Source organism: Pseudomonas sp. BF-R-30 (assembly GCF_019956175.1).
Lineage (GTDB): Bacteria > Pseudomonadota > Gammaproteobacteria > Pseudomonadales > Pseudomonadaceae > Aquipseudomonas > Aquipseudomonas jessenii.
Map to the genome: position 1 here is coordinate 68077 of NZ_JAHBDE010000008.1, position 24189 is coordinate 92265.

At 62.6% G+C, this 24189-nt stretch carries 21 protein-coding genes; 3 read left to right on the top strand and 18 right to left on the bottom strand.

The features are described from left to right. Positions 1-138: 138 nt before the first annotated feature. The 15 genes from KGB20_RS05710 to KGB20_RS05780 form a co-directional block, all read right to left on the bottom strand. Positions 139-3237 (bottom strand): error-prone DNA polymerase, encoded by a 3099-nt coding sequence (locus KGB20_RS05710; protein WP_202982158.1) that lies wholly within the window; start codon positions 3235-3237, stop codon positions 139-141. Further along, complete coding sequence (locus tag KGB20_RS05715; RefSeq protein ID WP_154859772.1) at positions 3213-4628, bottom strand: Y-family DNA polymerase; 1416 nt, start codon at positions 4626-4628, stop codon at positions 3213-3215. The genes KGB20_RS05710 and KGB20_RS05715 overlap by 25 nt, the downstream gene beginning before the upstream one ends. Before the next feature lie 7 nt (positions 4629-4635). Next, complete coding sequence (gene imuA, locus KGB20_RS05720; protein WP_154859771.1) at positions 4636-5253, bottom strand: translesion DNA synthesis-associated protein ImuA; 618 nt, start codon at positions 5251-5253, stop codon at positions 4636-4638. Continuing rightward, positions 5253-5870, bottom strand: coding sequence for a transcriptional repressor LexA (gene lexA, locus KGB20_RS05725; RefSeq protein WP_008016176.1), 618 nt, complete (start codon positions 5868-5870; stop codon positions 5253-5255). The genes imuA and lexA overlap by 1 nt, the downstream gene beginning before the upstream one ends. Before the next feature lie 165 nt (positions 5871-6035). Continuing rightward, a complete protein-coding gene (locus KGB20_RS05730) occupies positions 6036-6314 on the bottom strand; it encodes a DUF971 domain-containing protein (RefSeq protein WP_154859770.1) in 279 nt (92 codons plus the stop codon). Next, the gene (locus tag KGB20_RS05735; protein WP_159390138.1) at positions 6311-7273 is read right to left on the bottom strand and encodes a HEAT repeat domain-containing protein; all 963 of its coding nucleotides are present in this window, start codon (positions 7271-7273) and stop codon (positions 6311-6313) included. Before KGB20_RS05735 ends, KGB20_RS05730 begins: the two co-directional genes overlap by 4 nt. After that, positions 7270-8118, bottom strand: a complete 849-nt coding sequence (locus KGB20_RS05740; protein WP_159390139.1) for an ABC transporter ATP-binding protein — start codon at positions 8116-8118, stop codon at positions 7270-7272. Before KGB20_RS05740 ends, KGB20_RS05735 begins: the two co-directional genes overlap by 4 nt. Then, positions 8118-8900, bottom strand: a complete 783-nt coding sequence (locus KGB20_RS05745) for an ABC transporter permease (protein ID WP_159390140.1) — start codon at positions 8898-8900, stop codon at positions 8118-8120. The genes KGB20_RS05740 and KGB20_RS05745 overlap by 1 nt, the downstream gene beginning before the upstream one ends. A gap of 137 nt (positions 8901-9037) precedes the next feature. Then, positions 9038-10444 (bottom strand): ABC transporter substrate-binding protein, encoded by a 1407-nt coding sequence (locus tag KGB20_RS05750; protein ID WP_174245521.1) that lies wholly within the window; start codon positions 10442-10444, stop codon positions 9038-9040. Positions 10445-10745: 301 nt separating this feature from the next. Then, on the bottom strand, positions 10746-10991 hold the full coding sequence (locus KGB20_RS05755) for a ferredoxin family protein (protein ID WP_008050632.1): 246 nt from the start codon (positions 10989-10991) through the stop codon (positions 10746-10748). 25 nt (positions 10992-11016) lie between these two features. Next, positions 11017-12747, bottom strand: coding sequence for a fumarate reductase/succinate dehydrogenase flavoprotein subunit (locus tag KGB20_RS05760; RefSeq protein WP_159390141.1), 1731 nt, complete (start codon positions 12745-12747; stop codon positions 11017-11019). After that, entirely contained in the window at positions 12744-13496 is a 753-nt protein-coding gene (locus KGB20_RS05765) for a GntR family transcriptional regulator (RefSeq protein ID WP_154859766.1), read from the bottom strand. Before KGB20_RS05765 ends, KGB20_RS05760 begins: the two co-directional genes overlap by 4 nt. Before the next feature lie 201 nt (positions 13497-13697). Further along, complete coding sequence (locus tag KGB20_RS05770) at positions 13698-14687, bottom strand: Gfo/Idh/MocA family protein (protein ID WP_154859765.1); 990 nt, start codon at positions 14685-14687, stop codon at positions 13698-13700. A gap of 16 nt (positions 14688-14703) precedes the next feature. Continuing rightward, positions 14704-15591 carry a Dyp-type peroxidase gene (locus tag KGB20_RS05775; protein WP_154859764.1) on the bottom strand — a complete coding sequence of 296 codons (888 nt, stop codon included), beginning with the start codon at positions 15589-15591 and terminating at the stop codon, positions 14704-14706. 216 nt (positions 15592-15807) lie between these two features. After that, positions 15808-16848: an AraC family transcriptional regulator gene (locus KGB20_RS05780; RefSeq protein ID WP_154859763.1), complete on the bottom strand. Its 1041-nt coding sequence runs from the start codon at positions 16846-16848 to the stop codon at positions 15808-15810. Between the two features lie 238 nt (positions 16849-17086). Between KGB20_RS05780 and KGB20_RS05785 the strand changes: the two genes are divergently transcribed. Continuing rightward, positions 17087-18004 carry a transporter gene (locus KGB20_RS05785; protein ID WP_411740887.1) on the top strand — a complete coding sequence of 306 codons (918 nt, stop codon included), beginning with the start codon at positions 17087-17089 and terminating at the stop codon, positions 18002-18004. Between the two features lie 119 nt (positions 18005-18123). Here the strand turns inward: KGB20_RS05785 and KGB20_RS05790 are convergent, their stop codons facing one another. From KGB20_RS05790 to KGB20_RS05800, 3 genes are all read right to left on the bottom strand, one after another. After that, a complete protein-coding gene (locus KGB20_RS05790; RefSeq protein ID WP_174245547.1) occupies positions 18124-19332 on the bottom strand; it encodes a DSD1 family PLP-dependent enzyme in 1209 nt (402 codons plus the stop codon). Between the two features lie 74 nt (positions 19333-19406). Then, positions 19407-20801: a D-arabinono-1,4-lactone oxidase gene (locus KGB20_RS05795; protein WP_411740886.1), complete on the bottom strand. Its 1395-nt coding sequence runs from the start codon at positions 20799-20801 to the stop codon at positions 19407-19409. A 22-nt stretch (positions 20802-20823) separates the two neighbouring features. Then, positions 20824-21210 (bottom strand): c-type cytochrome, encoded by a 387-nt coding sequence (locus tag KGB20_RS05800; RefSeq protein WP_057714317.1) that lies wholly within the window; start codon positions 21208-21210, stop codon positions 20824-20826. Positions 21211-21473: 263 nt separating this feature from the next. Here KGB20_RS05800 and KGB20_RS05805 point away from each other — a divergent pair, with 263 nt between their 5' ends. After that, positions 21474-23099 carry an NADP-dependent glyceraldehyde-3-phosphate dehydrogenase gene (locus KGB20_RS05805; RefSeq protein ID WP_090455715.1) on the top strand — a complete coding sequence of 542 codons (1626 nt, stop codon included), beginning with the start codon at positions 21474-21476 and terminating at the stop codon, positions 23097-23099. A gap of 44 nt (positions 23100-23143) precedes the next feature. Next, positions 23144-24184 (top strand): FUSC family protein, encoded by a 1041-nt coding sequence (locus tag KGB20_RS05810; RefSeq protein WP_154946792.1) that lies wholly within the window; start codon positions 23144-23146, stop codon positions 24182-24184. The last annotated feature ends 5 nt before the right edge of the window (positions 24185-24189 follow it).

Sequence of the window (24189 nt, forward strand, 5' to 3'; positions counted from 1 at the left end):
CTTGCCCCCGTTGGGCTGCGAAGCAGCCCCCAAACCACTCACCGCAATAATTTCAGGCACGCCGCATTCAACGGTTTTACGACGGCTTCGCTGCCGAACGGGGGCAAGCCCCCTCGCCACAAAAGCTCCCGCAGCAGATCAATGAAAATCCCGGCTGCGCACAGTAATGCCATCCAGCAACGGGCTCAGGTCACTCAAGCGTCCGGCTATCAGATGCCGGACCTCGCCCTCTTTCTCCCAGCGCCCATCGACCTTGAGCAACTGCGAGCCAACCAGCACCTGACGCTGACGCTCGGCCAGGTCGCGCCACACCACCACGTTGACGTTGCCGAACTCGTCCTCAAGGGTGACGAACGTCACGCCGCTGGCGGTGGCCGGGCGTTGTCGGCCGGTGACCAGCCCGGCAACGCTGACTGGCCGACCGTGCTCGACGTCCAGCAACTCCTTCGAACTACGGCAGCGCCGCGCCTTCAACTCACCGCGTAACAGGGCCAACGGATGCGGCCCGAGGGTGGTGCCGACACTGGCGTAATCGGCTTGCAGGTCTTCGCCCACGGTGGGTTTTGGCAACGACACCGCGTCCTCCTCCCGGCTCGGCAGGCCGACAAACAGGCCCAGCTGCTTTTGTACCCCGGCCACTTCCCAACGTGCCCGATGCCGGTCGCCGGCCAGACCACGCAACGCGCCCGCATCGGCCAGTTGCTCCTGGGCGCGGGCATCGAGTCGCGCCCGTTCGCCGAGGTCGGCAATGTCGGCAAACGCCCCTTTGGAGCGTGCCACCTCGATGCGTCGGGCATCGTCCTCGCGAAAGCCCTTGATCATGCGTAGCCCCAAGCGAATCGCCGGTTGCGCACCGCTGATCGGTTCCAGGCTGCAATCCCAGTCGCTGGCGCGCACGTCCACCGGGCGAACCTGCAAATGATGGCGCCGGACGTCCTGCAGAATCTGGTCCGGGCTGTAGAACCCCATCGGCCAACTGTTGATCAGCGCACAAGCGAAGGCCGCCGGCTCGTGGCATTTCAACCAGCAACTGGCGTAAGTCAGCAAGGCAAAACTGGCCGCGTGGGACTCGGGAAAACCGTAGCTGCCAAAGCCCTTGATCTGTTCGAAGATCTGCGCGGCAAACTCCGGCGTGTAGCCTTTTTTCTTCATGCCGGCGGCCAGTCGATCCTTGTGCGGTTCGAGCCCGCCGTGGCGTTTCCAGGCAGCCATGGAGCGGCGTAGCTGGTCGGCCTCGCCGGGGCTGTAGTCGGCGGCGACGATGGCGATCTGCATCACCTGTTCCTGAAACAGAGGAACGCCAAGGGTGCGTTTCAACACCTCCCGCAACTCTTCGGAGGGGTAGCTTTCGAGCTCTTCCTTGTTTCGTCGCCGCAGATAGGGATGCACCATGCCGCCCTGGATAGGTCCGGGGCGAACGATGGCCACCTCGATCACCAGGTCATAGAACTTGCGGGGCTTGAGCCTGGGCAGCATCGACATTTGCGCCCGGGACTCGATCTGGAACACGCCGATGGTGTCTGCACGACCGATCATGTCGTAGGTCTGTGAATCCTCGGAGGGCACCGTTGCCAGGCTCAAGTCCCGGTTGCGATGACGGCGCAGCAAGTCGAAACAGCGACGAATCGCGCTGAGCATGCCCAGGGCCAGGATATCCACCTTGAGCAACCCGACCGCATCGAGATCGTCCTTGTCCCACTGGATGATGGTGCGCTCGGCCATCGCGGCGTTTTCCACCGGCACGAGGTGATCCAGCGGCTGCTCGGAAATGACGAAGCCGCCGGGGTGCTGGGACAGGTGCCGGGGGAAGCCGATCAGTTGCTGTGTCAAGCTCAACACCCGGCGCAACACCGGGCTTTCAGGGTCGAAACCGCCTTCACGCAGGCGCTCCACGGGCGGCGTTTCATCACTCCAGTGACCACAGCAATCGGCCAGGGCATTGATCTGGTCTGGCGGCAAACCCAGCGCCTTGGCCACATCGCGTACCGCACCGGCCGCATGGTAAGTGCTGACCACGGCTGTCAGTGCCGCGCGGGTCCGACCATAGCGCTGGAACACGTACTGCAAGACTTCTTCGCGGCGTTCGTGCTCGAAGTCCACATCGATATCCGGTGGCTCGTTGCGCTCCCTGGAGAGAAAGCGCTCAAACAGCATGTTCATTCGCTCGGGGTCGATCTCGGTGATGCCCAAGGCGAAACACACCGCCGAGTTGGCCGCAGAGCCTCGGCCCTGGCAGAGAATCTTCTCGCGCCGGGCGAAGGCGACGATGTCCTGAACGGTCAGGAAATAGCTTTCATAACCCAGCTCGGCGATCAGCCCGAGCTCCTTGTCGATCAGCCCGCGAACCTTTTCGCTTGCACCGTCGGGCCATCGCTCGCGCATGCCGCGCTCGGTCAACGCCCGCAGCCAGGACTCTGCGCTGTGCCCTTCTGGCACCAGTTCGCGAGGATATTGATAACGCAACTGGCCAAGATCAAAGGTACAGCGCCGGGCGATGTTCAGCGTTTCTGCCAGCAAGCCGGGCGGATAAAGTTCCCCCAGCACGTCCAGGCTGCGCAGATGGCGTTCGCCGTTGGGATGCAGGCGCAGCCCGGCATCGGCCACCGGCAGGTGATGACGGATCGCGGTCATGGTGTCCTGCAAGGCGCGCCGGCCGCGAGCATGCATGTGCACATCGCCACTGGCCACGGCCGCAATACGCAACTCCCTGGCCAGGCTCAGCAGATCGTTCAGGCACCGGGCATCGTCCTGACCGCGGTGCAACTGCACCGCCAGCCACACGCGCTCGGCGAAGACCTGTTTGAGCCAGCGCCCCTGTTCAAAGGCATCGACAGCGTCCGGCACCCACAACGCCAACAGGCCCGGCAACGGTTCGCTGAAGTCTTCGCGCAGCACCTGATACTGGCCTTTCTGCGTGCGCCGCCGGGCGCGGGTGATCAATCGGCACAGCGCCTGATAGCCCTCGAGGCTCTCCACCAGCAGCACCAGTTTCGGACCGTTCTCGATGCGTATTTCACTGCCGATGATCAGCGGCAACTCCACGGACTTCGCCGCTTGCCAGGCGCGCACGATGCCCGCCAGGGTACATTCGTCGGTGATCGCCAGGGCTTGATAACCCTGTTTTTTCGCGCGCTGGAACAGCTCGAGGGCACTGGAGGCACCGCGCTGGAAGCTGAAGTTCGACAGGCAGTGCAGTTCGGCATAGTCGATGCTCATGCGAACCAGCCCTGCAACCACAGCGGGCCGTCCTCACCGACCGCCCGGTAGGCCCAGCCCTGTTGGCCTGCACGGGTTTCGATCAGGTAATAGTCACGGCGTACGTCGTCACCGTCCCACCAACCGGACTCGATGCGTTCCGGCCCCATGAGGATCCGCGCCGAGCCCTGATGCACGGCCAGCGGTTCAGTCAGCAGCCAGCCCGGCCGTTTCACCGCGGCCGGCACCACGCAAGGCTGGCTGTCGGCACTGGCCTGCCATGCACACTCGGGGCGGTGATCGGCCTGGAAGCGCAGGCCATGCACCGCGTCATCCCCCAGCCGTGCACGCAGGCGTTCGCGCAGTTGCTCCCAGGGCAAGGACTGCTGCGGGCGATCGTCGAACAGTTCCTGATGTTGGGGCACGAAGGTCGGCAAATCCTCGGCGCGCAAGCGAAAGCCGCGCACCGGCGCCTCGACCTGGACTTGCTCCAGCCGCCCCCGGGCCAGTTCGAAGAGCATCGCCGGATCGCGCTCGGCGCTGAGCAGGCCGACCTTGATGAGCGTATCCGGCAACCCGGCATGTTCCAGATGCAGGTCGAAACGCTGTACGCCGCTGTCGCGACCACAGAGGAACGCCGACAGGTCGCCAGTCAGCCGGCGCAACGGAAACAGCAAGGCTTGATGGGACTGCACATCGAAATTGAGCTCGATACGCACATCGAAGCGGTCCGGCGGCAGGTAAAACGCCAGCGCCAGCCGCCGTAAACCCGACAGGGCATCCAGATGCTTGAGCACCTGAGCCTCGAAACGCCGGGCCAGGCTATGCCGGGGCAGCGCCTGCACCTGGCTCAAGGTGCGCAAGCCCATGCGCGACAAGGCCGTGGCGACCGAGGCTTCGAGGCCGATCCGGTCGACAGGCATTTGCCCCAGGTGATGCTGCAAGGCTTGATCGTCCGGCACCACCAGACCGTCATAGGCGTTGGCCAGCACCCGCGCCGCCACCGGGTTGGGCGCGGCCACGATGCGGTGCCGAAACCCCAGCTCACCGAGCTCACGGCGCAAAAGCGCTTCGAATTGCGGCCAGGCGCCGAACAAACCGAGGCTGGATTCGATCTCGAATACCACGGCCCGGGGGTAATGCACGCTGACCTGGGAGCTGAAGCGATAGGCCCAGGCGGCGAGAAACTGCTGCCAGTGTTCGATGTCGGCGGCGTCGTATTCAGCCGTGGCAAAGCCTTTGCTCAAGGCCTGTGCCGCACTCATGGACTGACCGGGACGCAAGCCCAGCGCCCGCGCCGCGTCGTTAACCGCCTGCAGCACCCGGCGCTGGGCCGGGCCGGTCAGCAACGCCAGGGGTTCCTCGGGATCGGCGCGCTGACGCAGTACTGCGTCCAGCGCCAATTGCGGGAAAACAATGCAGACCCAGCGCATGGCAACCTCAATGCCCCACGGCGAAGGCAATCGGCGCCGAACGGGCCAGGCCGCCGCGGCACTTGAGCACACGCAGTTGTGCCGGTCGGGTATCGATGGCGATGCGCAAGGCTGCCGGCGAAGGGTTGATCGCTTCATTGAGGGGACGATAGGCGAAGGCCAGGGTCTGGCCGGTTTCCGCCGCCACCTGCAAGCGGCGCAAGGCACGGTCATCGGCCTTGTGCGGCCAGCACAGCACAGCACCGCAACTGCCCGAACGCAGGCATTGTTCCGCGGCCCACAGCGCATCGCGCTCGCTGGCCTGGATGATCGACAACTGACGCAGATCGACCCCGGCACCCTGCCACGCCTGGGGATACGGCACATAAGGCGGCGCCACCAGCACGATGTGCTCGCCCGCCGCCGACAGCCGTGCCAGCGTCGGCCACACCAGTTGCAACTCGCCCACGCCCTGCCCGGCCAAGAGGATTTCCGTCAGCGCCGCCTCCGGCCAGCCTCCGCTGGGCAATGCGGCGTCCAGCGCGGCATGCCCGGTGGGTTGCGGGCTGGCGGCCGGTGGCGCAGGCCGGCCCTTCCAGACCTGGCCGCCATTGAACAGCGTATCCAGCGCAACGACGGCACCCATCAGCCTTGCCTCACCAGGCCACAGAACACGCCTTCGATGGCCAGGTCCCGGTCGGCTTCGACAATGATCGGCCTGTAGGCCGGGTTGCGTGGCAGCAGGCGAACCACATCGCCGACCCGCTCGAAGCGCTTGATGGTGACTTCGCCGTCGAGTCGCGCCACGACGATCTGGCCATTGAGCGCCTCGGGGTTGCGGTGCACGCCCACCAGATCGCCATCGAGAATGCCGTCCTCGATCATCGAGTCACCCCGGACCCGCAGCATGTAGTCCGGCACCCGCGAGAAGATCGACGGATCGAGCAGCAAGCGGCTATGGACCTCAGCATCGGCCCCGATCGGCGCACCGGCCGCCACCCGGCCGAGTACCGGGATGTCCAGCAACTCGGGACGCGGCGGCTGCCCGAGCAGGCGAATGCCCCGGGCCTGATGCGGGTTGACCTCGATAAACCCGGCTTCGGTCAGCGCCAGCACATGCTTGCGCGCCACGCTGCGGGAGGCAAAACCGAACGCCTCGCTGATTTCAGCGAGGCTCGGAGGCTGACCGTGCTCGGCGATGCGATCGCGGATAAAGGTCAGGATGGCGGTACGGCGGGGAGTCAGAGTCGTCATGGAGTACATTTGTACTCTTTTGGCTTTTGCCTGGCAAGGACCGTCAATCATCTGGTGACAGGACCAGTGACCTGTGGGAGCGAGCTTGCTCGCGATGGTCTTTCATTCAACATGTGTGTCGACTGACCGGGCCGCATCGCGAGCAAGCTCGCTCCCACATTGGATTTCAGTGACTCAAGAGGTGAGTTGCGCCAGATACGCCCACGGATAAATCCCCCGCTCATGCCCATCGCTGAACACCAGTTGCAGTCCATACCCCTGCGAGTGCAATTCAATAACCCGAACCCGCCCATCAACCATCGGCGTCAGCCCCCGCAACCGAAACGCCCGACACTGCGAACACGGGCACTGGCGACGCAATTCGGCATGGTCCAACACCTGTTCGCGACCATCCGGCCAGTTCAGTCGCAACTGCTGTTTGCTTCGAGAATTACCCACCGCCAGCGGATTCATTGCAGTTGACTCAAGGCAATGCGCACGGCCTTGCGCACTTCCGGGTCGCCGTCGTCCTGCGCGGCCTGCAATGCCGCGATGGCCCGTGGGTCGTTCAATTCGCCCAGGGCCAACGCGGCTTCCTTGCGCAGGTTGCTGATGCGGTGGCCGAGGGTGTCGATCAACGCATCGATCGCCGGTCCATAACGTAAGCGACCGAGGCTGCGGGTGGCGCGCAGACGCACTTGCCAGTAATCGTCGCCCAAGGCGTCGATCAGGGCCGGGCCGGCGTCGAGGTGGCCGACCTTGCCCAGGGTGGTGGCGGCTTCTTCGCGGACTTGCCAGGCAGCGTCGCGCAAGGCCTGGCGCAGGGCCGGCAGCACCTGCGCGTCAGACGCCAGGCCCAACGCCCCGGTGGCGGCACGCCGAACTTCAGTGTCCGGGTCAGCGCTGGCCAACCGCGCCAGGGTCGGCAAGGCATCGAGTTGCTTGAGCCAGCCGAGCACGCCCACCGCCTCGCGGCGCACACTGGCGCTTTCATCGTCCAGTGCCCGGGCAGCCGCATCGGCGGCATCGGGGCAACGCAACTCGCGCAACGCCCTGAATGTGGCAATGCGTACACCGCTGTCGGCGTGCCCGGTCCACGGCAGAATGACCCGGCCCGCCGCTTCACTCTTGAGCAGGCTAAGGCTCTGCGCTGCGGCCGCCTGCACCGCCGGGGATGGATCCGTCAGCGCCTGGCACAACGCCTCGACTACGGGCTCGTCCTCCCAGGCTTCCAGCAACCGCGCGGCTTCGGCGCGAACGTCTGCAATCGGGTCTTCGGCCAGCCGATTGATCAACCACTGCAGGCCATCCGGCTCCTCGAGATCGGCCAGTTCGATCAGCGCGATCCGGCGTACGCCGGGGTCGTCATCGGTCAGGCGCGGTTGCAGGGCAAGAATGTCGTCGTTATCGGTTACATCGAATAGTGAGGTCATAGGGCAAATCGCGGCAGTTTGTTTTCAGGGGGAAGTCCGAGCGGGTTCAGGCGCGGCAGTTGCCGACCGTCTTCGTGGCGCAGGAGTTCGAGGCAATGGCGCTTGAGGTGCGAGAATTCAGGGCGGGTCATCAGTTCCGTGCTGCGCGGCCTGGGGAAGTCCAGGCGCAGGTCTTCGATGATTCGCCCGGGGCGCGAGCTCATGACCAACAGGCGATCAGCGAGGAACAGCGCTTCGTCGATGTCATGGGTGACAAACACCACGGTGGTGCGGATGCGCGTCCAGATATCCAGCAGCAGTTCCTGCATGTTCAACCGGGTCAGGGCATCGAGGGCGCCAAAGGGTTCGTCCATCAACAACAGGCGCGGACGGTTGACCAGCACCCGGGCGATTTCCACCCGTTGCTGCATGCCACCGGAGAGCTGGTCGGGCCAGCGCCCGGCAAAACCTTCGAGGCCCACCAGGGCGAGGATTTCATCCGCCGCCTTGTGCCGTTCGGCCTTGCCGACGCCACGCATTTTCAGGCCGAAGGCGACGTTGTCACGCACCGTGCGCCAAGGAAACAGTGTGTGCTGCTGGAACACCATGCCGCGCTGGGGCGATGGGCCCGACACCGCTGCGCCATCGACATTCAGCATGCCCGTGCGCGGTTGCAGGTGGCCGGCCAGGGCGCCGAGCAAGGTGGACTTGCCGCAACCGGACGGCCCGAGAATGCACACGAACTGCCCTGGCTCGATCCGGCAGTCGAGGCCCTGTACCGCTTCGAAAGCCGCGCCCCCCTCGCCCAGGCTGATCGACAGCCCCCGGATGTCGATACGCCCTTCCAGGTGTTGAAAAACGCTCATCAGGCTTTTCCTCGTGGTCGATGCCAAGGCGTGAACAGCCCGCCCAGACGCTTGATCAACAGGCTGCTGCCCATCCCGAGCACGCCGATCAGCAGCATGCCGACGACGATGTCGGCGTAGTTCTGGATGGTGTAGGACTCCCAGGTGTAATAACCGATGCCGAATTGGCCGGAGATCATTTCCGCCGTCACCAGGCAGAACCACGAGGTGCCCATGCCGATGGCCAGACCGGTGATGATGCTGGGCGCAGCACCCGGAAGAACGACCTCCAGCAGGATTGCCCGGCGCCCTGCCCCGAGGCTTTTCGCCGAGGCGATCAGCCGTGGATCGACGCCTTCGACGCCGTGCACGGTGTTGAGCAGGATCGGGAACAATGCGCCGGTGAAGGTGATGAACACCATCGACAGTTCCGACGAGGGAAACATCAGGATCGCCAGGGGAATCCACGCCACTGCCGGGATCGGGCGCAGCACCTCCAGGGGCGGCAGCAAGAGATCTTCGGCCCATTTCGAGCGACCGATGGCCAGGCCCAGGGCCACACCAATGATCAGCGCCGCGAGGTAACCGGCGAACACCCGGCCGAGGCTGCTGCCCAGGTGCTGGGCGAGCTTGCCCGAGTCGCCGAGGCCGAGGGCGGCTTCAATGACCGCCACGGGTGTCGGGACGTTGGCGAAGGTCACCAGGCCGAGGTTCCAGTGGTAGCTGGCGGCGAGTTGCCAGAACAGCAGGCAGAGCAGCAAGGATGCGGCTCTGGGGATCCAGCGTATAGATGATAGGTACACAATTCCTCCTCACAACCAAGATCTCTGTGGGAGCGGGCTTGCTCGCGAAAGCGGTGTTTCAGTCAACTCAGATGTTGAATGTTGATCCGCATTCGCGAGCAAGCCCGCTCCCACATTTGCCCGAGGGGTACTTGGGATTAGCGAACAGCCACGGCCTGGGCAGTGGCATCAGTGAAGTCGAGGACCTTGCCGCCCTGCGCCGTGGCGAACTGTTGGGCCTGACCTTTGAGCAGGAACGCGCTCAGCTGCCCTTTCCCGTCGGTGGCAAACCACGCCTGATCCGCCAGCAACTTGATCCCGCTGTCGCGGGCCTGGGCGTACACCGCGCGGATGCTCCTGCCTTCCTGCTTGAGGCTGGCCAGCGCGGCAAACGCCGCTTGCGCCGAGGCGTACTGGCGGACTTTCGGCTCGCCGCGCACCCAGATTTCCGCCACGTGGCTGAAGTCGGTGATGGCTTGGCCGCTGGTGGCATCGACGGCCTTGAGCGGCGCCTGCCCGTAACTGGCCAGTTGCGCGCTGTAGTCCAGGTTCGAGGCCTTGAAGGCGGCGCGGATGTATTGGTCGTCAATGAAGGTGTTGAGATCCAGACCGCGATCGGCCTTCTTCAACAACTTGAGGGTATCGATGGCGGTGCCAACGGCCTGACGGTATTCCGGCTTCCAGCTCAGGTCGCGGGTCTGCACACCGAGTGGGCCATGGAACAGATAATTGACCTCGGCATCGACCCCGGTGACCTTGGCGATCAACTCGCTGTATTTCTCCGGCTCAGCCGCTAGCAGCTGGTTGGCTTCGATACTCGCCCGCAGGTAAGCGACGACGATTTCCGGGTACTTTTTCGCATAGGCCTGATCGACCAGCGCACCGTGGAAGGTCGGCGCGTTGGCCTGGGCGCCGTCATAAATCTTGCGGGCGAAACCACGGCTGGGGAACAGTTCGGCGAAGGGCACGAAGTCAGCGTGAGCATCGATCTTGCCGGCCTGCAACGCGGAGCCGGCGACTTCCGGCGGCTGGGCAATGATGTTCACGTCCTTGAGCGGGTCCCAGCCCTGGGCCGCGACGGCGCGCAACAGCATGCCATGGGCAGTGGAAGCGAACGGCACGGAAATGGTCTTGCCCTTCAGCTCTGCCAGCGACTGCACACCCGATGCGCTCGGTACCACGATGCCGTTGCCACTGCCCTTGATGCTGCCCGACAGCACGCTGATAAACAGGCTGTGCTTGCCCGCCGTTTCGAACGCTACGCCGTTGAACGCGCCGGGGAAGTCGGCCATGGCGCCGAAGTCGAGTTTGCCGGCCACCATTTCGTTGGTCAGGGGTGCGCCGCTGGTGAAGTTTTTCCACTGCACCTCGTATTGGGCGTCCTTGTAGGGGCCATCGTGGGGCAGGTATTTGTCCAGTAGCCCGAGTTCGCGAATCAACAATCCGCCGGCGGCGCAGTTGATGGTGGTGTCCTGGGTACCGATGGCAATGCGGATGGTTTCGGCCGAGGCCGACAGGGTGAATGAAGCCAGTACCAGACCGGCCAAAGCTGCACGCAACATCATGAGTGTTTCCCCTCGAATCATTTATAGGATGTTCGTCTCCGCCACGATCAGGGCGCGGTGGGAAACGAGGGGTGTCTTGAATCAGGCGTCCGGTGGTGCCGGATGGCGTTTTGGGTTGTTCGAGCGGGCCTCATCGCGAGCAAGCTCGTTCCCACAGGTTTTTATGGTGTATGCAGGACTTGCGACTGGCCTCGATCCACTGTGGGAGCGGGCTTGCTCGCGAATGCGTCCTTTCAGTCAATGAAGATGCCAGCTGCGCCGGCCTCTTCGCGAGCAAGCTCGCTCCCACAGGGACAGTGTTTCAGCGCAGCAGGTACGGGATTTCGACTTTCACCGCACCCGTCGGGCAGTCCTTTTCACAGGGCATGCAGTACCAGCATTCGTCGAACGCCATGTAGGCCTTTTGCGTGGCCGGGTTGATCGCCAGCAGGTCCATCGGGCAGACGTCTACGCACACGGTGCAGCCTTTGTGGGCGATGCATTTGTCCTCGTCGACGGTGACGGGGGCGTTGGAACGGAAGAAAATTTCCTGGGCTTGATAGGCCATTTCACGGTCTCTCTTGGGGTGATGCTCAGGCGGCATCCGCGCCGACCCGCAGCCGGTCGTAGGCCTGCATCTCGTCGGCATCGAGCGGGATGATGTAAGGCTCGACGGCTTTCTTGAAACTGCTCATCAAACCGTTTTCGTCTTTCTTCAGGTGGCAATGGCAGAACCAGTCGCGGTCGTTGCGTTGCGGGTGATCGACGCGATGGTGGTAAAGCCCCCAGCGGCTTTCGGCGCGGAACAATGAAGCGCGGGCGGCCATTTCGGCGCAGTCGCGGATCATGCTGACTTCCATGGCGCGCATCAGCTCGTGGGCGTTGTGCGCCTTGATCTGGTCGAGATCGCGCTGGATGTCGCTGAAGCGCTGCAGGCCGATCTGCATCTTCCTGGTCACTTTCGGCGGTTGTAGGTAGTCGTTGACCAAGCGCCGCAGCTTGTATTCGACCTGGGCTGGCGGCAGGCCGTGCTCACGCTCCAGCGGTGCGTAGACCCGTTGTTTTTCGGTTTCGATCTGCCGGGCATCCAGCGCTGAAAACTCGCGCCCGGCGACAAAATCCGCCGCGTTCTGGCCAGCGAACCACCCATAGGTAAACGCACCGAGCATGTAGTTGTGCGGCACCGCAGCCATGTCTCCAGCCGAGTACAAACCCTTGACCGAGGTCTCGGCCTTCTCGTTGACCCACACCCCCGACGCCGAATGCCCGCTGCAAAAACCGATTTCCGAGATGTGCATCTCGACCATCTGCGTGCGGTAGTCGGTGCCGCGATTGGCGTGGAACTGGCCACGACTCGGACGCTCGTTGCTGTGCAGGATCTCTTCGATGTTCTGGATGGTTTCCTCGGCCAGATGATCGAGCTTGAGGAACACCGGGCCATTGCCGCTTTCCAGTTCCTGATGGAACTCCCACATCATCTGCCCGCTCCAGTAGTCGCACTCGATGAAGCGTTCGCCCTTGTTGTTGGCGGTGTAGCCGCCCAAGGGGCCGGTGACGTAGGCGCAGGCCGGGCCGTTGTAATCCTTGATCAGCGGGTTGATCTGGAAGCATTCCAGGTTCGCCAGTTCGGCCCCGGCATGGTAGGCCATCGAGTAGCCGTCGCCGGCATTGGTCGGGTTTTCGTAGGTGCCCATCAGGTAGCCCGAAGACGGCAACCCCAGGCGTCCGGCGGCACCGCAAGCGAGGATCACGGCCTTGGCCTTGATCACGTGGAAGTCCGCCGTACGGCAGTCGAAGCCCATCACGCCGTTGACCGTGCCCTCTTCATCCGTCAGCAATCGGGTGCAGACCAGGCGATTGGTGATACTCACCCGCGCGCGCTTCAACTGCCGATAGAGGACTTTCTTGATGTCGTGCCCTTCCGGCATCGGCAACACATAAGCGCCCATGTGGTGGACCTTTTTCACCGCGTAGTCGCCGGTTTCGTCCTTTTCGAATTTCACGCCCCAGCGGTCCAGTTGTTCGATCGTTTCGAAACTGTGGGTGGCATAGGCGTACACCGCGGTCTGGTTGACGATGCCGTCGTTGGCGATGGTGATTTCCTTGGTGTACTGCTCCGGTGTCGAGTGGCCGGGAATGATCGCGTTGTTCAGGCCGTCCATGCCCATGCTGATCGCGCCGCTGCGCTTGACGTTGGCCTTGTCGATCAACAACACCCGCAGGTCGCGGTTGCGTTCCTTGGCCTTGATCGCCGCCATGGGGCCGGCGGTGCCGCCGCCGATCACGACGATGTCGTATTCCTGCTCCAATGTGCTTCGGGTCATGCCTGCTCCCCTTTTTCCCGGTCGATCCGCAGGCGGTACTGGAAGGCATCGCCACGGTAGTAAAGGTGTTCGAAGTCCAGCGGCCGACCGTCGACATCGTGGGTCAGGCGTTCGATGTGCATGATCGGCGAGCCGGGTTCAACGTTCAGCGCGTGGGTCAGGTCGCTATCGGCCAGTACCGCATCGATGGCCAGGTCGGCGTGCCCCAGGGTCAAGCCGCAGTCGTTTTCCAGGATCAGGAAAATGTCGCGGGTGACCAGGTCGGCTTTTTCCAGGCGCTCGCCAATGGCCTTGGGCAGGTAAGTGATTTCCAGGGAAACCGGCTCGCGATTGATCAGGCGCACACGTTTGATCTGCGCCACGACCTCCCCTTCGGCGACCTGCAAACGCTCGGCCACCAGCTTGTCGGCGGCAATGAACTTGAAGCTGCGCAGGCGGTTGATCACCTCATAGCCGCGATCGGTCATGGACTCGGCCAAGCCTTGCAGGGTGCTGACGTTCTGGAAGGTTTTCGGCTTGGCGACGAAAGTGCCCTTGCCGTGGATCTTGAAGATCAGCCCTTCCTTTTGCAGATCGCCCAAGGCCTGGCGCACGGTGATGCGGCTGACCTTGAACAACGCGCCAAGCTCGCTTTCTGAAGGCATCTGGCTGTCTTGCGGGTATTCGCCGTCGAGGATGCGGGCGCGCAGCACATCTCGCAGCTGGGTGTGCAACGGGACGCTGCTCAGGGATAGAACGTTATCGGTCATGGCAGATCACTTGTTATAACGAGTTATGACGTGATCTTAGATAAGTTATGACAGGGTTGAGAAATACCGAATGCGCATAAGGTTAGAAGTGCGAAGCAAGAACAAATGTGGGAGCGGGCTTGCTCGCGAAGGCGGAGTGTCAGTCAACTCAGATGTTGAATGTTGAACCGCATTCGCGAGCAAGCCCGCTCCCACAGGGGGTTATGTGTGATCACGCTTGAGAATCTGGTCCATCACCCAATCGGTCTTCAGCGCCTGCTCGGCCACGGCGGGGTGCTGCGTCTCGCCACGAATATGCGCATTCATGCCCAATACGTGGTGCCACTGAATGTGTGCGTGATGCTCGATGTTCAGGCTGAGGTGCTCGCCAGCGTGCAGCTCGTCGGCGTGCAGCTCGACCGGGTGTTCATCGAACACTGAAAAAGTGATCCGGCCTTCGCTGCCAATCACTTCGACCCGGTCTTCGCGACGGTCTGCAACGAAGTTCCAGCAGCCCATGCCCAGTGCCCCGCTGGCAAACCGCCAAGTGGCGCTGACGGCATCTTCGGCCGCGTACAAACCAGCCTGCCGCGCAGTGAATCCGGCGACTTCGACGATATCGCCGAGAAGGTACTGAAACAGGTCCAGGCCATGGCTGGCAAGATCGGCGAAGTAACCTCCACCGGCAATTGCCGGGTCGGTGCGCCAGTTATCGGTGCCGCTCCGGTCCGCTGCCGACGGGGCTTTGGTGAGGGTCCAGCTCAGGTGCCGGACCTCGCCGATCCGCCCCTCTTCCAGCCATTGCCGCACTTGCCGGAAGCGTGGCAGCGAACGTCGGTAATAGGACACGAACAGGTGCAACCCGGCATCGGCAAACACCTGCTGCATTTCACGGCTTTGCCCGGCATTCAGCGCCATCGGTTTTTCCACGCAGCAATGCTTGCCGGCCGCGGCCACCTGCAAAGCATAGGCGTGATGGCTGTCGGGCGGCGTGGCGATGTACACCGCGTCGACCTCGGGATCGTTGATCAGCGCCTGCGCATCGGTGTAGACCCGAGCGATGCCGTGGCGCGTGGCGTAGTCGGTGACGGCTTCCAGGCGCCGGCCCATCACCGCGACCAACGCCGATCCGGGTGCCTTGTAAAAGGCCGGCCCGCTTTTGCGTTCAGCGACACTGCCACAGCCGATCATGCCCCAGCGCACCAGGTTCATAGGCACTCCTTGCGGCTCAGCCGACGCGCAATGCGCGCAGGTCCAGTCGACCGTCCTTGAGCGGCGGGCACCAGTAGTAGCCACCGGTGAGCGGACGGCTGATGCGGTACAGACCGTCGGTGATGCCGTCTTCCAGGCCACTCATGCGGCGCAGTTGGGCTTCGAAGGCGTCAAGGGAAAAACCGAAGGCCAGGAACATCAGGCCGGCACGGTCACCTTCGATCCACGGCATCGAGCGGCGCACCACGAAGGCTTCAGGCGCAAAGCTTTCCTGGGCGGTGCGTTTGACGTGGGCGGAAACCGGCGCGTCGTCGATCTCTTCGTTATCGCTCAAGCGGCGACCCATGATGTTGTCTTTTTCATCCGCCGACAGCCCATGGAAACCTTTCAAGTCATGCTGCCACTGCTGGATCGCGGCGAAGCTGCCACCCACCGTGCCGTCCGCGCCCTCACCCACCAGGGCGGCGGTCACGGCGGCTGCGTCGTGGGGGTTCTCGGTGCCATCTTCGTAGCCGGTCAGGTCATGGCCGGTCATGTGGCGGAAGGTTTCGTTCATCTGCACCAGGCGCAACGCCGGGGCCAGTGCCGCCGAGATGGCGTTGCTGCGGTTGAGCAATTCGCCACGGTCTTCACCGTGCAGCCAGCACCAGAGCGCGTGTTGGGTCGACGGATTGTCGACGCCGACGCCAGTCAGTGCCGGGAAAGTGCGCAGGCCTTCGATCTGCCCGTCCAGCGCCTTGACCAGGGATTCACCGAAGCCGACCACCACCGATTTGCCGTCCACCAGGCCTTGCAGGTTATCGAGCGCGGTCGGTAGAGCAGCAACGGATTCGAGGGCGAAGAACATATGGCGAGCTTGAGGCGGAACGGGGGTGGCGAGAATGCCCGGCTGGTAATGACTCATATGAACTCCTCGAAAAAGAGCATGGAGTTTAACCGGAGTACGAGGGTTTGTGTGCCGTCAGAGGCCAGGAACCTGTGGCAAAGGGGGCTTGTGTGGCGAGGGGGCTTGCCCCCGTTGGAGCGCGTAGCGCTCCCCTATATTTTCAGTCATACCGAGTCGCCAGGTTTTGGGGCTGCTTCGCAACCCAACGGGGGCAAGCCCCCTCGCCACAGAAGATCAAACCACGCCGGGGCTTTCGTTGCGGAACGCACTCGGGCTCTTGCCGGTCCAGCGCCTGAAAGCCCGGCGAAAGCTGCGCACGTCGCTGTAGCCGACTTCCTCGGTGATGCGTTCGATGGACATGTCCGGGTTGGCCAGCAGGCTCATGGTGCGGGCCTGGCGCACTTGTTCCAGCAGCGTTTCGAACGTCAGCGCATGTTCGGTGAGACGGCGGCGCAAGGTGCGGCTGCTCATGTTCAGGTCGCCGGCGATTTTCTCGATGTGGCTGCCCTCGGTCAGGTCCCGGGCAATCGCCCGTTCCACCGCCTGGATCAGATCCATTTTCTGGTGCACCTGCGCGGCTTCCAGTTCGAGCAATTTCACGGCCTGGCGCAGGGCCAGGGAATGGTGATTGGGCAACTGAACGTCCAGCCAATGCGCATCGATCACCATGCGGTTTTGCAGGCAACCGAAACGCACGTCCGGCCCCAGCAGGCGCGAATATTCGCCGAGATAGTCCGGCGCGGCATGCACGAACTCCACGGCCGTCGGCTTGAAATCCGCCCCGACCAGCGCCCGGCCGTACACCAGCAGGCTGGCGAAAAACTCCTCGACCGCGAACAACTGCACGTCGGCGAACGGCAAGCGGCATTCAACGTCGACAAACACCCGATCCCCCGCCTCCTCCACACTCGACACGACAATGCCGCCTGAGGTGTGTTGATGGCGAATGCCCAGTTCGAAGGCATCGCGCAGGGTCTTGCACAGCGACAACACATGCCCCAACAACCCCAGCGTGCCGAGCACATTCTGCGCGCCGACCCACAGGCCCAGCCCCTGATTGGGCAAGGCCTTGAGCGCGCGTTGAATCATGGCCACGGCCTGGCGATGGGAAATACGCTGCGCCGGGTCCTGCAGGTCTTCAAAGGTAAAGCCCAACCCTCGGCACAGGCTCTCGGGGTGGATGCCTTTTTGCTCGGCGACTTCGGCCAGGGTCTGCAGGAGAAACGGCGACACCAGCGCCAGTTCAAAGGTGGGATCGATCACTTTCATTTGCATGGGGCTATACATTCCGGGTCGAGCTGCATTCTTATTTTTGTAACCGGTTATGTCGAAGGAAGTTAGCACAGGGCTCAAAGACTGTCCGCAGAAGTCCCCCTAAATGGCCGCCAATACCCTGCCTTGCAGGGCACAGACAGCTTATTTCTATGTTGCGGCCCTCGTATGGATGCCGGACAGCCCGACAACAATAATAATGAGTACACCCATGATCCCGACCCGCACGACACTCCCCCTGATGGTCATTGGCCTGGCCGGCGTCTGCGCCCTGCAACCGGCACTGGCCACCGAGACTGGCGTGGACAACATCGGCACCGGCACCGACGGCTTTTTCGTGTTGCCGCTTTCGCCCGACAGCCTTCCGGACAACATGGTTGCGTTCAACCTCTACTACAACCACTACAAAGCCACGAAGCTCAATATCAGCTCGCTCGGCGGCAAGGTGCCGAACGTCGAGATCGAGTCCACGGCGGTCATTCCGCGCCTGGATTACCTCAGCCCGGTGCGCGTGTTTGGCGGCCGGCTGGCCGGCTACATCGCGCAGCCCTGGCTCAAGCAGGAAGTCTCGGTGTTCGGACTGCCGCAGGACACCCGTGAAGGCATGGGTGACACAACGTTTGCGCCGATCATTCTCTGGGACATGGGCCCGAACCTGACCCTCGGCGCCGCCATCGAAATCACCGTGCCGACCGGCGAGTACAGCGTTGACCGCCTGGCCAACACCAGCAACAACTTCTACACCTACAAACCGTTGTTCTCCTTCACCTGGCTGCCGACGGACAGAACCGAGGTGTCGATGAAGACCACCTACAGTTTCAACGAGAAAAACAAGGACACCGACTACAAGTCGGGGCAGATTTTCCACTTCGATTATTCCGCCAGTTTCAAGATCACCGACGACCTGATGCTCGGATTGAACGGCTACTATCTCAAGCAAACTACCGACGACAAACAGTTCGGCCACACCGTGCAGTTCAATGGCCAGGACGTGAACGACGGGGTGCGCGGCCAGGTGTTTGCCATTGGTCCGGCGCTGCACTGGACCTTTCTCGAATACGCCAGCGCGGAGATTCGCTGGGCCAAGGAGTTCGACGTGGAAAACCGGCCTGAAGGGGAAATGCTTTGGGCCAAGGTCAGTATTCCCTATGCGTTCTGACTGAACTGACGCCTTCGTCGGAACGCCGCCCGGAGCAAGCCCGCTCCCACAGGGGAATGCATTCCAAATGTGGGAGCGGGCTTGCTCGCGAAGGCGTCGGGACAATCACCCAAAAAACATCAGGAATACACCGGCCAGCTATCCACAATCCGCCCACCCCGAACCGCCAGCAAATCCCCGAACTGCAACAACACCGACTCCGTCTGGGCAGGCCGCAAGAACACCTGGTCCTCAACCGTCAGCCCCACCGCGGCCGAACCATTGACCATTTCCTGGTTCGAGCTGCGGCCATACACGCCATTGCTCTGCAACCCCGCTGGCGATTCGAACTCCGCCATCCAGTTACCGCCATAGATGAAATACGTCTCGCGCTGATTGGTGTCCCACCAGGAAAACAGCCTGGACTTGCCATCCAGCGCCGGGATGTTTACAGCCCCGGTGCTTTTCAGCACCGGCGTGGCGATAAAAGCGGCCGGCACATGCTCCGCCAGTGACGGCAAATCATAATGAGTGGGCTTGAGCAGCCCCGTCCCCACCGACACTTCGCTGCTGAGCTGTTCGTGTTCATGCATGCGATAGCTCGGGCTGCCGGCCGTATTGAGGGTCAGCCCTTCGCGCCACAAACCGGGGTATTGCTGACGGGTGAAATCGACGCAGCGGTTGTAAACCACCATCACCTTGGCGAACAGCTCCTCGGGCGAGCCCAGGATCCCCGGCACGCCCATGCCCACGAACGGGTCGTAGCCCATGTACCCGGCGAATTCCAGGTGCTGCGGGTGCTGGCTGATCAGCGCCAGCATCTGCCCGAGTACGCCAAGGTCACTGACGCCACCGCGATGCAGCCCGACATCCAGTTCGATGTTCACCCGTATTCGCGTGCCCAGCCCTTGAGTCAGGGCGAGGTATTGCTGCAAGCGTTGCGGCGTATCGAGCAACCATTGCAATTGCTTCGAAGGGTCGAAAGAACCCTTGTGCGACTGATAGAACAACTCGGCCGAACGCACCGGCAGCGGCTTGCCCAGCAGAATATCGGCCTCGGCAAACTGCACCGCGTCATGATTGAGAAACGGTTGGTGAAACGACATCAGCCGTTGCGTACCGGCGCGCTGGGCGATGTAGGCCAGAAGCCCCGGTGCCGGCAGTGATTTTTCCACCAGGCGCAGGTGCTTGCCGGCGCGCTTGACCGATTGCATCACCACATCGATGTTGTGATCCAGCCGATCAAGGTCGATCAGCATCACCGGTCGCATCGGGCCGTGGTCCTTGAGTTCGCGGTTCAGCGCAAGGAAGTAATCGCTGTACGGCGCGCCTCGGTCACCCGGCCGCAGCCACGCCCCGACACCCACCAACAAGGCGCCGACACCGGCGGTGCCGAGCAAGAAATTGCGGCGATTGACGGCCATCAGCTCACCCCCAGAATGGATGACAAGTGCGCGTTGAGAAATTTGCCGCTGGGGTCGAGCGCCTGCCGCACCTGGATGAATTCCTGCCAGCGCGGGTACAGCGGCTGCAGGTTTTTCGCATTCAGCGTGTGCAACTTGCCCCAGTGCGGCCGGCCGTTGTACTTCCAGAAAATCGGCTCGATGGCGGCGAAGAAGTTGTGATGATCCATCTGGTAATGCTGGTGGACCGAGATCGAACAGCTGTCGCGACCTTCGAACATGCTCAGGGGAATGTCGTCGGCCTTGACGTAACGGTACTCGATCGGAAACCAGGTGCGCAGGTCCTTGTCCTGGATCAGTTTGAGGATCTCGCGCAAACAGGCTGGGCCGTACTCGGCCGGCACGGAGTATTCCATTTCATTGAAACGTACCGTGCGCACGTTGGCATAGATGTCGAACGAGTCACCCACCCGGTCATCGAAACTGGCCAGGTGGCGCAAGTTATTGAGCATCGTGCGACGCAGGTCCGGGAAGTCGCTGGCGTATTTGTCGATCTTCTCGATCAGCGTGACAAACTCGTTGCCGCCCTCCTCATCCGCCGGGACCAGTGGTGTAACCGGGTCGCCGGTTTCGTTCAGGGCGATCGACAGGGCGTAGTCGGAATGGGTCACCACGAGCATTTCCCAGTGCTGGTTTTCCCGGGTGTTCTTGTCCAGGTCTTCCAGTAACTCTTCGGTTTTAGCGATCCATTGGCGCTCCCGCAATCGATACGCCGGGCGGTTTTGCAGGCGTACCCTGGTGGCCACGCCCAGCGCGCCCAGGGACACCCTCGCGGCACTGAACACTTCAGGATGGCGGCTGGCATCGCAGTCCAGCACGTCGCCGTTGGCGGCCACCAACTGCAAGCCGCAGACATGCGCCGAATACGATTGAAAGTCTTTGCCGGTGCCGTGGGTCGAGGTCGAGATCGCGCCGGCAAGGGTCTGGTAATCGATGTCAGCCATGTTTTGCAGGGCCTGGCCGATGTCCTTGAGCGGCGTGCCCATGCGTGACATCGGCGTGCCGGCGGCGAACTCGGCCTGCAGCGTTTGCCGATCGTGATCGAGCAAACCCGTGAAATAGCTCAGCGACAGCAAGGTGCCGTCGGTGGGCACCAGCGCACTGAAGGAATGCGCCGAGCCCACCGGACGAATCTTGCCGGGGGCCTGGCGCACCACTTGCGTCAACTCATCCAGGTTCTTGGGCGCCAACCGCGCAGCCGGCAGGCAACTCTGGCCTCCCGACCAATTGCGCCAGGGAATCAGGCGTGGCGCGCGCAGCAGCTCGGCCACTGCCGGCGTTGAGCCGAGCGCGGTAAAGGCGCCAATGACGCTCGCCCGTTGCAACAACTGACGCCGTGTCAGGTCCATCGTCATGAATCGCACCCTGCCGTTCTTGTTATTGGATTTGCTGGCCGGACATAAAGGCAATCAGCGCCAGGAACTGTTCTTGCGAACACTGCATGCACATCCCCATCGGCGGCATGCCGTTGTAACCGTTGATCGCGTGATCGAGCAGCGTGTCGGCGCCCTGTAACACCCGTGGTTGCCAGGCCTTGATATCGCCGGTCAGCGGCGCCCCGGCCGCCGGATTGGCATGGCAAAGCTTGCAGCTGTTGTCGTAGACCTGCGCGAGTTCCGCGTCGGCGGGCCTCGCGGCACCTGCTTCGCTGCGGGTCGGCGGGTTGTTCGGCTCTTTGCCGCACCCTGCAAGCAACGCCGCAAAGACACAGCCCACCAAGGCCAAACAAAGGCTAGGCTTTTCAGTTAATCGGCTTGCCCGCATGGCTGTCCTCTCAATGGCTGCCCGGCCGGCCGGGTGCACTTTTTTGTTGTGATCAAGGAGAGTCAACATTAAGGCACCCCGCGCGGGCAGGTTGAGGGCATTGGGGGCCAACAAGGGGCGCTTCTGAGGCCATGACGCAAGGCACCGATAAGTCCCCGGACATCATGCTGTTCGGCAAAACCCTGAGATGAGTCATGACAAGCGTTGCTGAGGTCTGCTAAAACGATTCATCAGTGCATCAGCCAATCCAGAGGGGTAGCGACATGACCACAGCCAATAATCTGCAGAACCTGTTCCCTAGCCCCGCCGAGATCCCGGAAAAGTACCGCCTTGACGGCCAGACCGAGCAGCGCGAGTACTTGGTCGATGGCCAACTCAGAACCTGGAACGGGCCGCTGGCCCTGGTCCGCAGCCCGGTGTACCTGGCAGGCCCGAATGGCGATGAACAGGTGATCCTCGGCAGCACACCGCTGCTGGATGCCGACACCGCCTTGACCGCCCTCGACGCTGCAGTCCGCGCCTATGACCGTGGCCAGGGCCTGTGGCCGACCATGCGCGTGGCCGAACGCATCCAGCACGTCGAAACCTTCCTCGGGCGCATGCGCGAGCAGCGCGACGCCGTGGTCAAGTTGCTGATGTGGGAAATCGGCAAGAACCTCAAGGACTCGGAAAAGGAGTTCGACCGCACCTGCGACTACATCGTCGACACCATCAACGCCCTGAAGGAACTCGACCGCCGCTCCAGCCGTTTCGAACTGGAACAGGACACCCTCGGCCAGATCCGTCGCGTACCGATGGGCGTGGCCCTGTGCATGGGGCCTTACAACTATCCGTTGAACGAAACCTTCACCACGCTGATCCCGGCGCTGATCATGGGCAACACCGTGGTGTTCAAGCCGGCCAAGCTCGGCGTGCTGCTGATTCGCCCGCTGCTGGAGGCCTTCCGCGACAGCTTTCCGACCGGGGTGATCAACGTCATCTACGGCAGCGGCCGCGAGACGGTCAGTGCGTTGATGGCCAGCGGCAAGATCGACATCTTTGCCTTCATCGGCACCAACAAGGCCGCCAGTGACCTGAAAAAACTCCATCCGAGACCCCACCGCTTGCGCGCGGCGCTGGGCCTGGATGCGAAAAACCCGGGCATCGTCCTGCCCGAAGTGGATCTGGACAACGCGGTCAGTGAAGCGGTGACCGGTTCGCTGTCATTCAATGGCCAGCGCTGCACCGCTCTGAAGATCCTGTTTGTCCACGAAGACGTGGTCGAGTCCTTCATCGACAAATTCAATGCCAGGCTCGCCAACCTCAAACCCGGCATGCCCTGGGAAAGTGGCGTAGCCCTGACGCCACTGCCGGAATCGGGCAAGGTCGACTATCTGCATGCACTGGTGGCGGATGCCGAAAGCAAAGGCGCCAAGGTAGTCAACCCCAACGGTGGCGAGGCTCGTGCGTCATTCTTCTACCCGGCGGTGCTGTACCCGGTCACGCCGCAGATGCGGGTTTATCAGGAAGAACAGTTCGGCCCCGTCATCCCCATCGTGCCCTACCGTCATCTGGATACCGTGATCGACTACGTGCTGGAGTCGGACTTTGGCCAGCAATTGAGCATCTTCGGCACCAACCCGGTGGCGGTTGGCCGGCTGGTGGACACCTTCGCCAATCAGGTCGGGCGCATCAACCTCAATGCCCAGTGCCAGCGCGGCCCGGACACCTATCCCTTCAATGGTCGCAAGAACTCGGCCGAAGGCACCTTGTCGGTCCATGACGCACTGCGGGTGTTTTCGATCCGCACCCTGGTGGCGACCAAGTTCCAGGAGACCAACAAAGACCTGATCAGCGAGATCATCAGCGGCCGCAGTTCGAGCTTCCTGACCACCGACTACATCTTCTGAGGAGAGCCAGCCTGAGTACATCCAGAGCCCAACGATTGCCACCGCTGTTGCGCCGATTGCTGCGTCCGTTACTGGACCCGTACCGGCGCTACCGCCATGCCCGGGTGATCCATGCGGTGCGGGTGTCGCTCGGGTTGCTGGCAACGATCCTGCTGACCACCGGCATCAATCTACCCCACGGTGAGTGGGCGTCGGTGACCATGCTGGTGGTGATAGGCGGCTTGCAGCACCACGGCAACATCGGCAAGAAAGCCGCCGAGCGCGCCATTGGCACCTTGATCGGCGCCGGTGTCGGCCTGGTGTTGGTGGCACAACAGGCCTGGCTGGGGATGCCCTGGCTGACCTATTTCGCGATGTCGGTGGTCTGCGGGTTTTTCTCGTATCACGCCATCGGCAAGGGTGGTTACACGGCGCTGCTGTCGGCGATTACCGTGTTCATCGTCGCGGGGCACGGCGACAACCCGGTCACCGATGGCTTGTGGCGCGGGGTGGATATCCTGATCGGCATTGCCCTGGCCCTGGCGTTTTCCTTTGCCCTGCCGCTGTACGCGGTTTATTCCTGGCGCTACAACCTGGCCGATGCGCTACGTGATTGCGCGAAAGTCTACGGGCGCATCATTGACGGCCAGGCCATCACCGCCGACGAACACCTCAAGCTCATGACTCGCCTGAACGCGGCGATGGTGCAACTTCGCTCACTGATGCCCTCGGTGTCCAAGGAAGTGAAGATTTCCATGACCGAACTCGATGCCCTCCAGCGCAATTTGCGCATGTGCGTCAGCACCCTGGAAATCCTCGGCAATACCCGACCGGATGCCAATGACCTCGAGGCGATGTCGCTGATGCAAACGGCATTGAAAGCCGAGCATCGACAAATTCGCGTGCAATTGATCGGCATGGCCCGGGCGTTGAAATCAGGCGCCGCCCAGCGGCTCAATCGCCCCGTGGATGTACCGCTTGTCAGCCTTGATGCGCCGGTCTACAACACGCTGGACGGGTATCGTTTGCTGACCCAACAACTGGCCGCCAACGTCGGGGAGATGCGCCAGCGCTTGGCCAAGAGCGCGCCGCGCTGGAACATCTGACGCCC

What these genes read in the sequence shown, in the direction of transcription:
- KGB20_RS05715 (WP_154859772.1), bottom strand. Translation starts at nt 4,628, where the DNA reads ATGCGCTGGGTCTGCATTGTTTTCCCGCAATTGGCGCTGGACGCAGTA.
- imuA (WP_154859771.1), bottom strand. Translation starts at nt 5,253, where the DNA reads ATGGGTGCCGTCGTTGCGCTGGATACGCTGTTCAATGGCGGCCAGGTC.
- lexA (WP_008016176.1), bottom strand. Translation starts at nt 5,870, where the DNA reads ATGTACTCCATGACGACTCTGACTCCCCGCCGTACCGCCATCCTGACC.
- KGB20_RS05730 (WP_154859770.1), bottom strand. Translation starts at nt 6,314, where the DNA reads ATGAATCCGCTGGCGGTGGGTAATTCTCGAAGCAAACAGCAGTTGCGA.
- KGB20_RS05735 (WP_159390138.1), bottom strand. Translation starts at nt 7,273, where the DNA reads ATGACCTCACTATTCGATGTAACCGATAACGACGACATTCTTGCCCTG.
- KGB20_RS05740 (WP_159390139.1), bottom strand. Translation starts at nt 8,118, where the DNA reads ATGAGCGTTTTTCAACACCTGGAAGGGCGTATCGACATCCGGGGGCTG.
- KGB20_RS05750 (WP_174245521.1), bottom strand. Translation starts at nt 10,444, where the DNA reads ATGATGTTGCGTGCAGCTTTGGCCGGTCTGGTACTGGCTTCATTCACC.
- KGB20_RS05755 (WP_008050632.1), bottom strand. Translation starts at nt 10,991, where the DNA reads ATGGCCTATCAAGCCCAGGAAATTTTCTTCCGTTCCAACGCCCCCGTC.
- KGB20_RS05760 (WP_159390141.1), bottom strand. Translation starts at nt 12,747, where the DNA reads ATGACCCGAAGCACATTGGAGCAGGAATACGACATCGTCGTGATCGGC.
- KGB20_RS05765 (WP_154859766.1), bottom strand. Translation starts at nt 13,496, where the DNA reads ATGACCGATAACGTTCTATCCCTGAGCAGCGTCCCGTTGCACACCCAG.
- KGB20_RS05770 (WP_154859765.1), bottom strand. Translation starts at nt 14,687, where the DNA reads ATGAACCTGGTGCGCTGGGGCATGATCGGCTGTGGCAGTGTCGCTGAA.
- KGB20_RS05775 (WP_154859764.1), bottom strand. Translation starts at nt 15,591, where the DNA reads ATGAGTCATTACCAGCCGGGCATTCTCGCCACCCCCGTTCCGCCTCAA.
- KGB20_RS05780 (WP_154859763.1), bottom strand. Translation starts at nt 16,848, where the DNA reads ATGCAAATGAAAGTGATCGATCCCACCTTTGAACTGGCGCTGGTGTCG.
- KGB20_RS05785 (WP_411740887.1), top strand. Translation starts at nt 17,087, where the DNA reads ATGGTCATTGGCCTGGCCGGCGTCTGCGCCCTGCAACCGGCACTGGCC.
- KGB20_RS05795 (WP_411740886.1), bottom strand. Translation starts at nt 20,801, where the DNA reads ATGACGATGGACCTGACACGGCGTCAGTTGTTGCAACGGGCGAGCGTC.
- KGB20_RS05800 (WP_057714317.1), bottom strand. Translation starts at nt 21,210, where the DNA reads ATGCGGGCAAGCCGATTAACTGAAAAGCCTAGCCTTTGTTTGGCCTTG.
- KGB20_RS05805 (WP_090455715.1), top strand. Translation starts at nt 21,474, where the DNA reads ATGACCACAGCCAATAATCTGCAGAACCTGTTCCCTAGCCCCGCCGAG.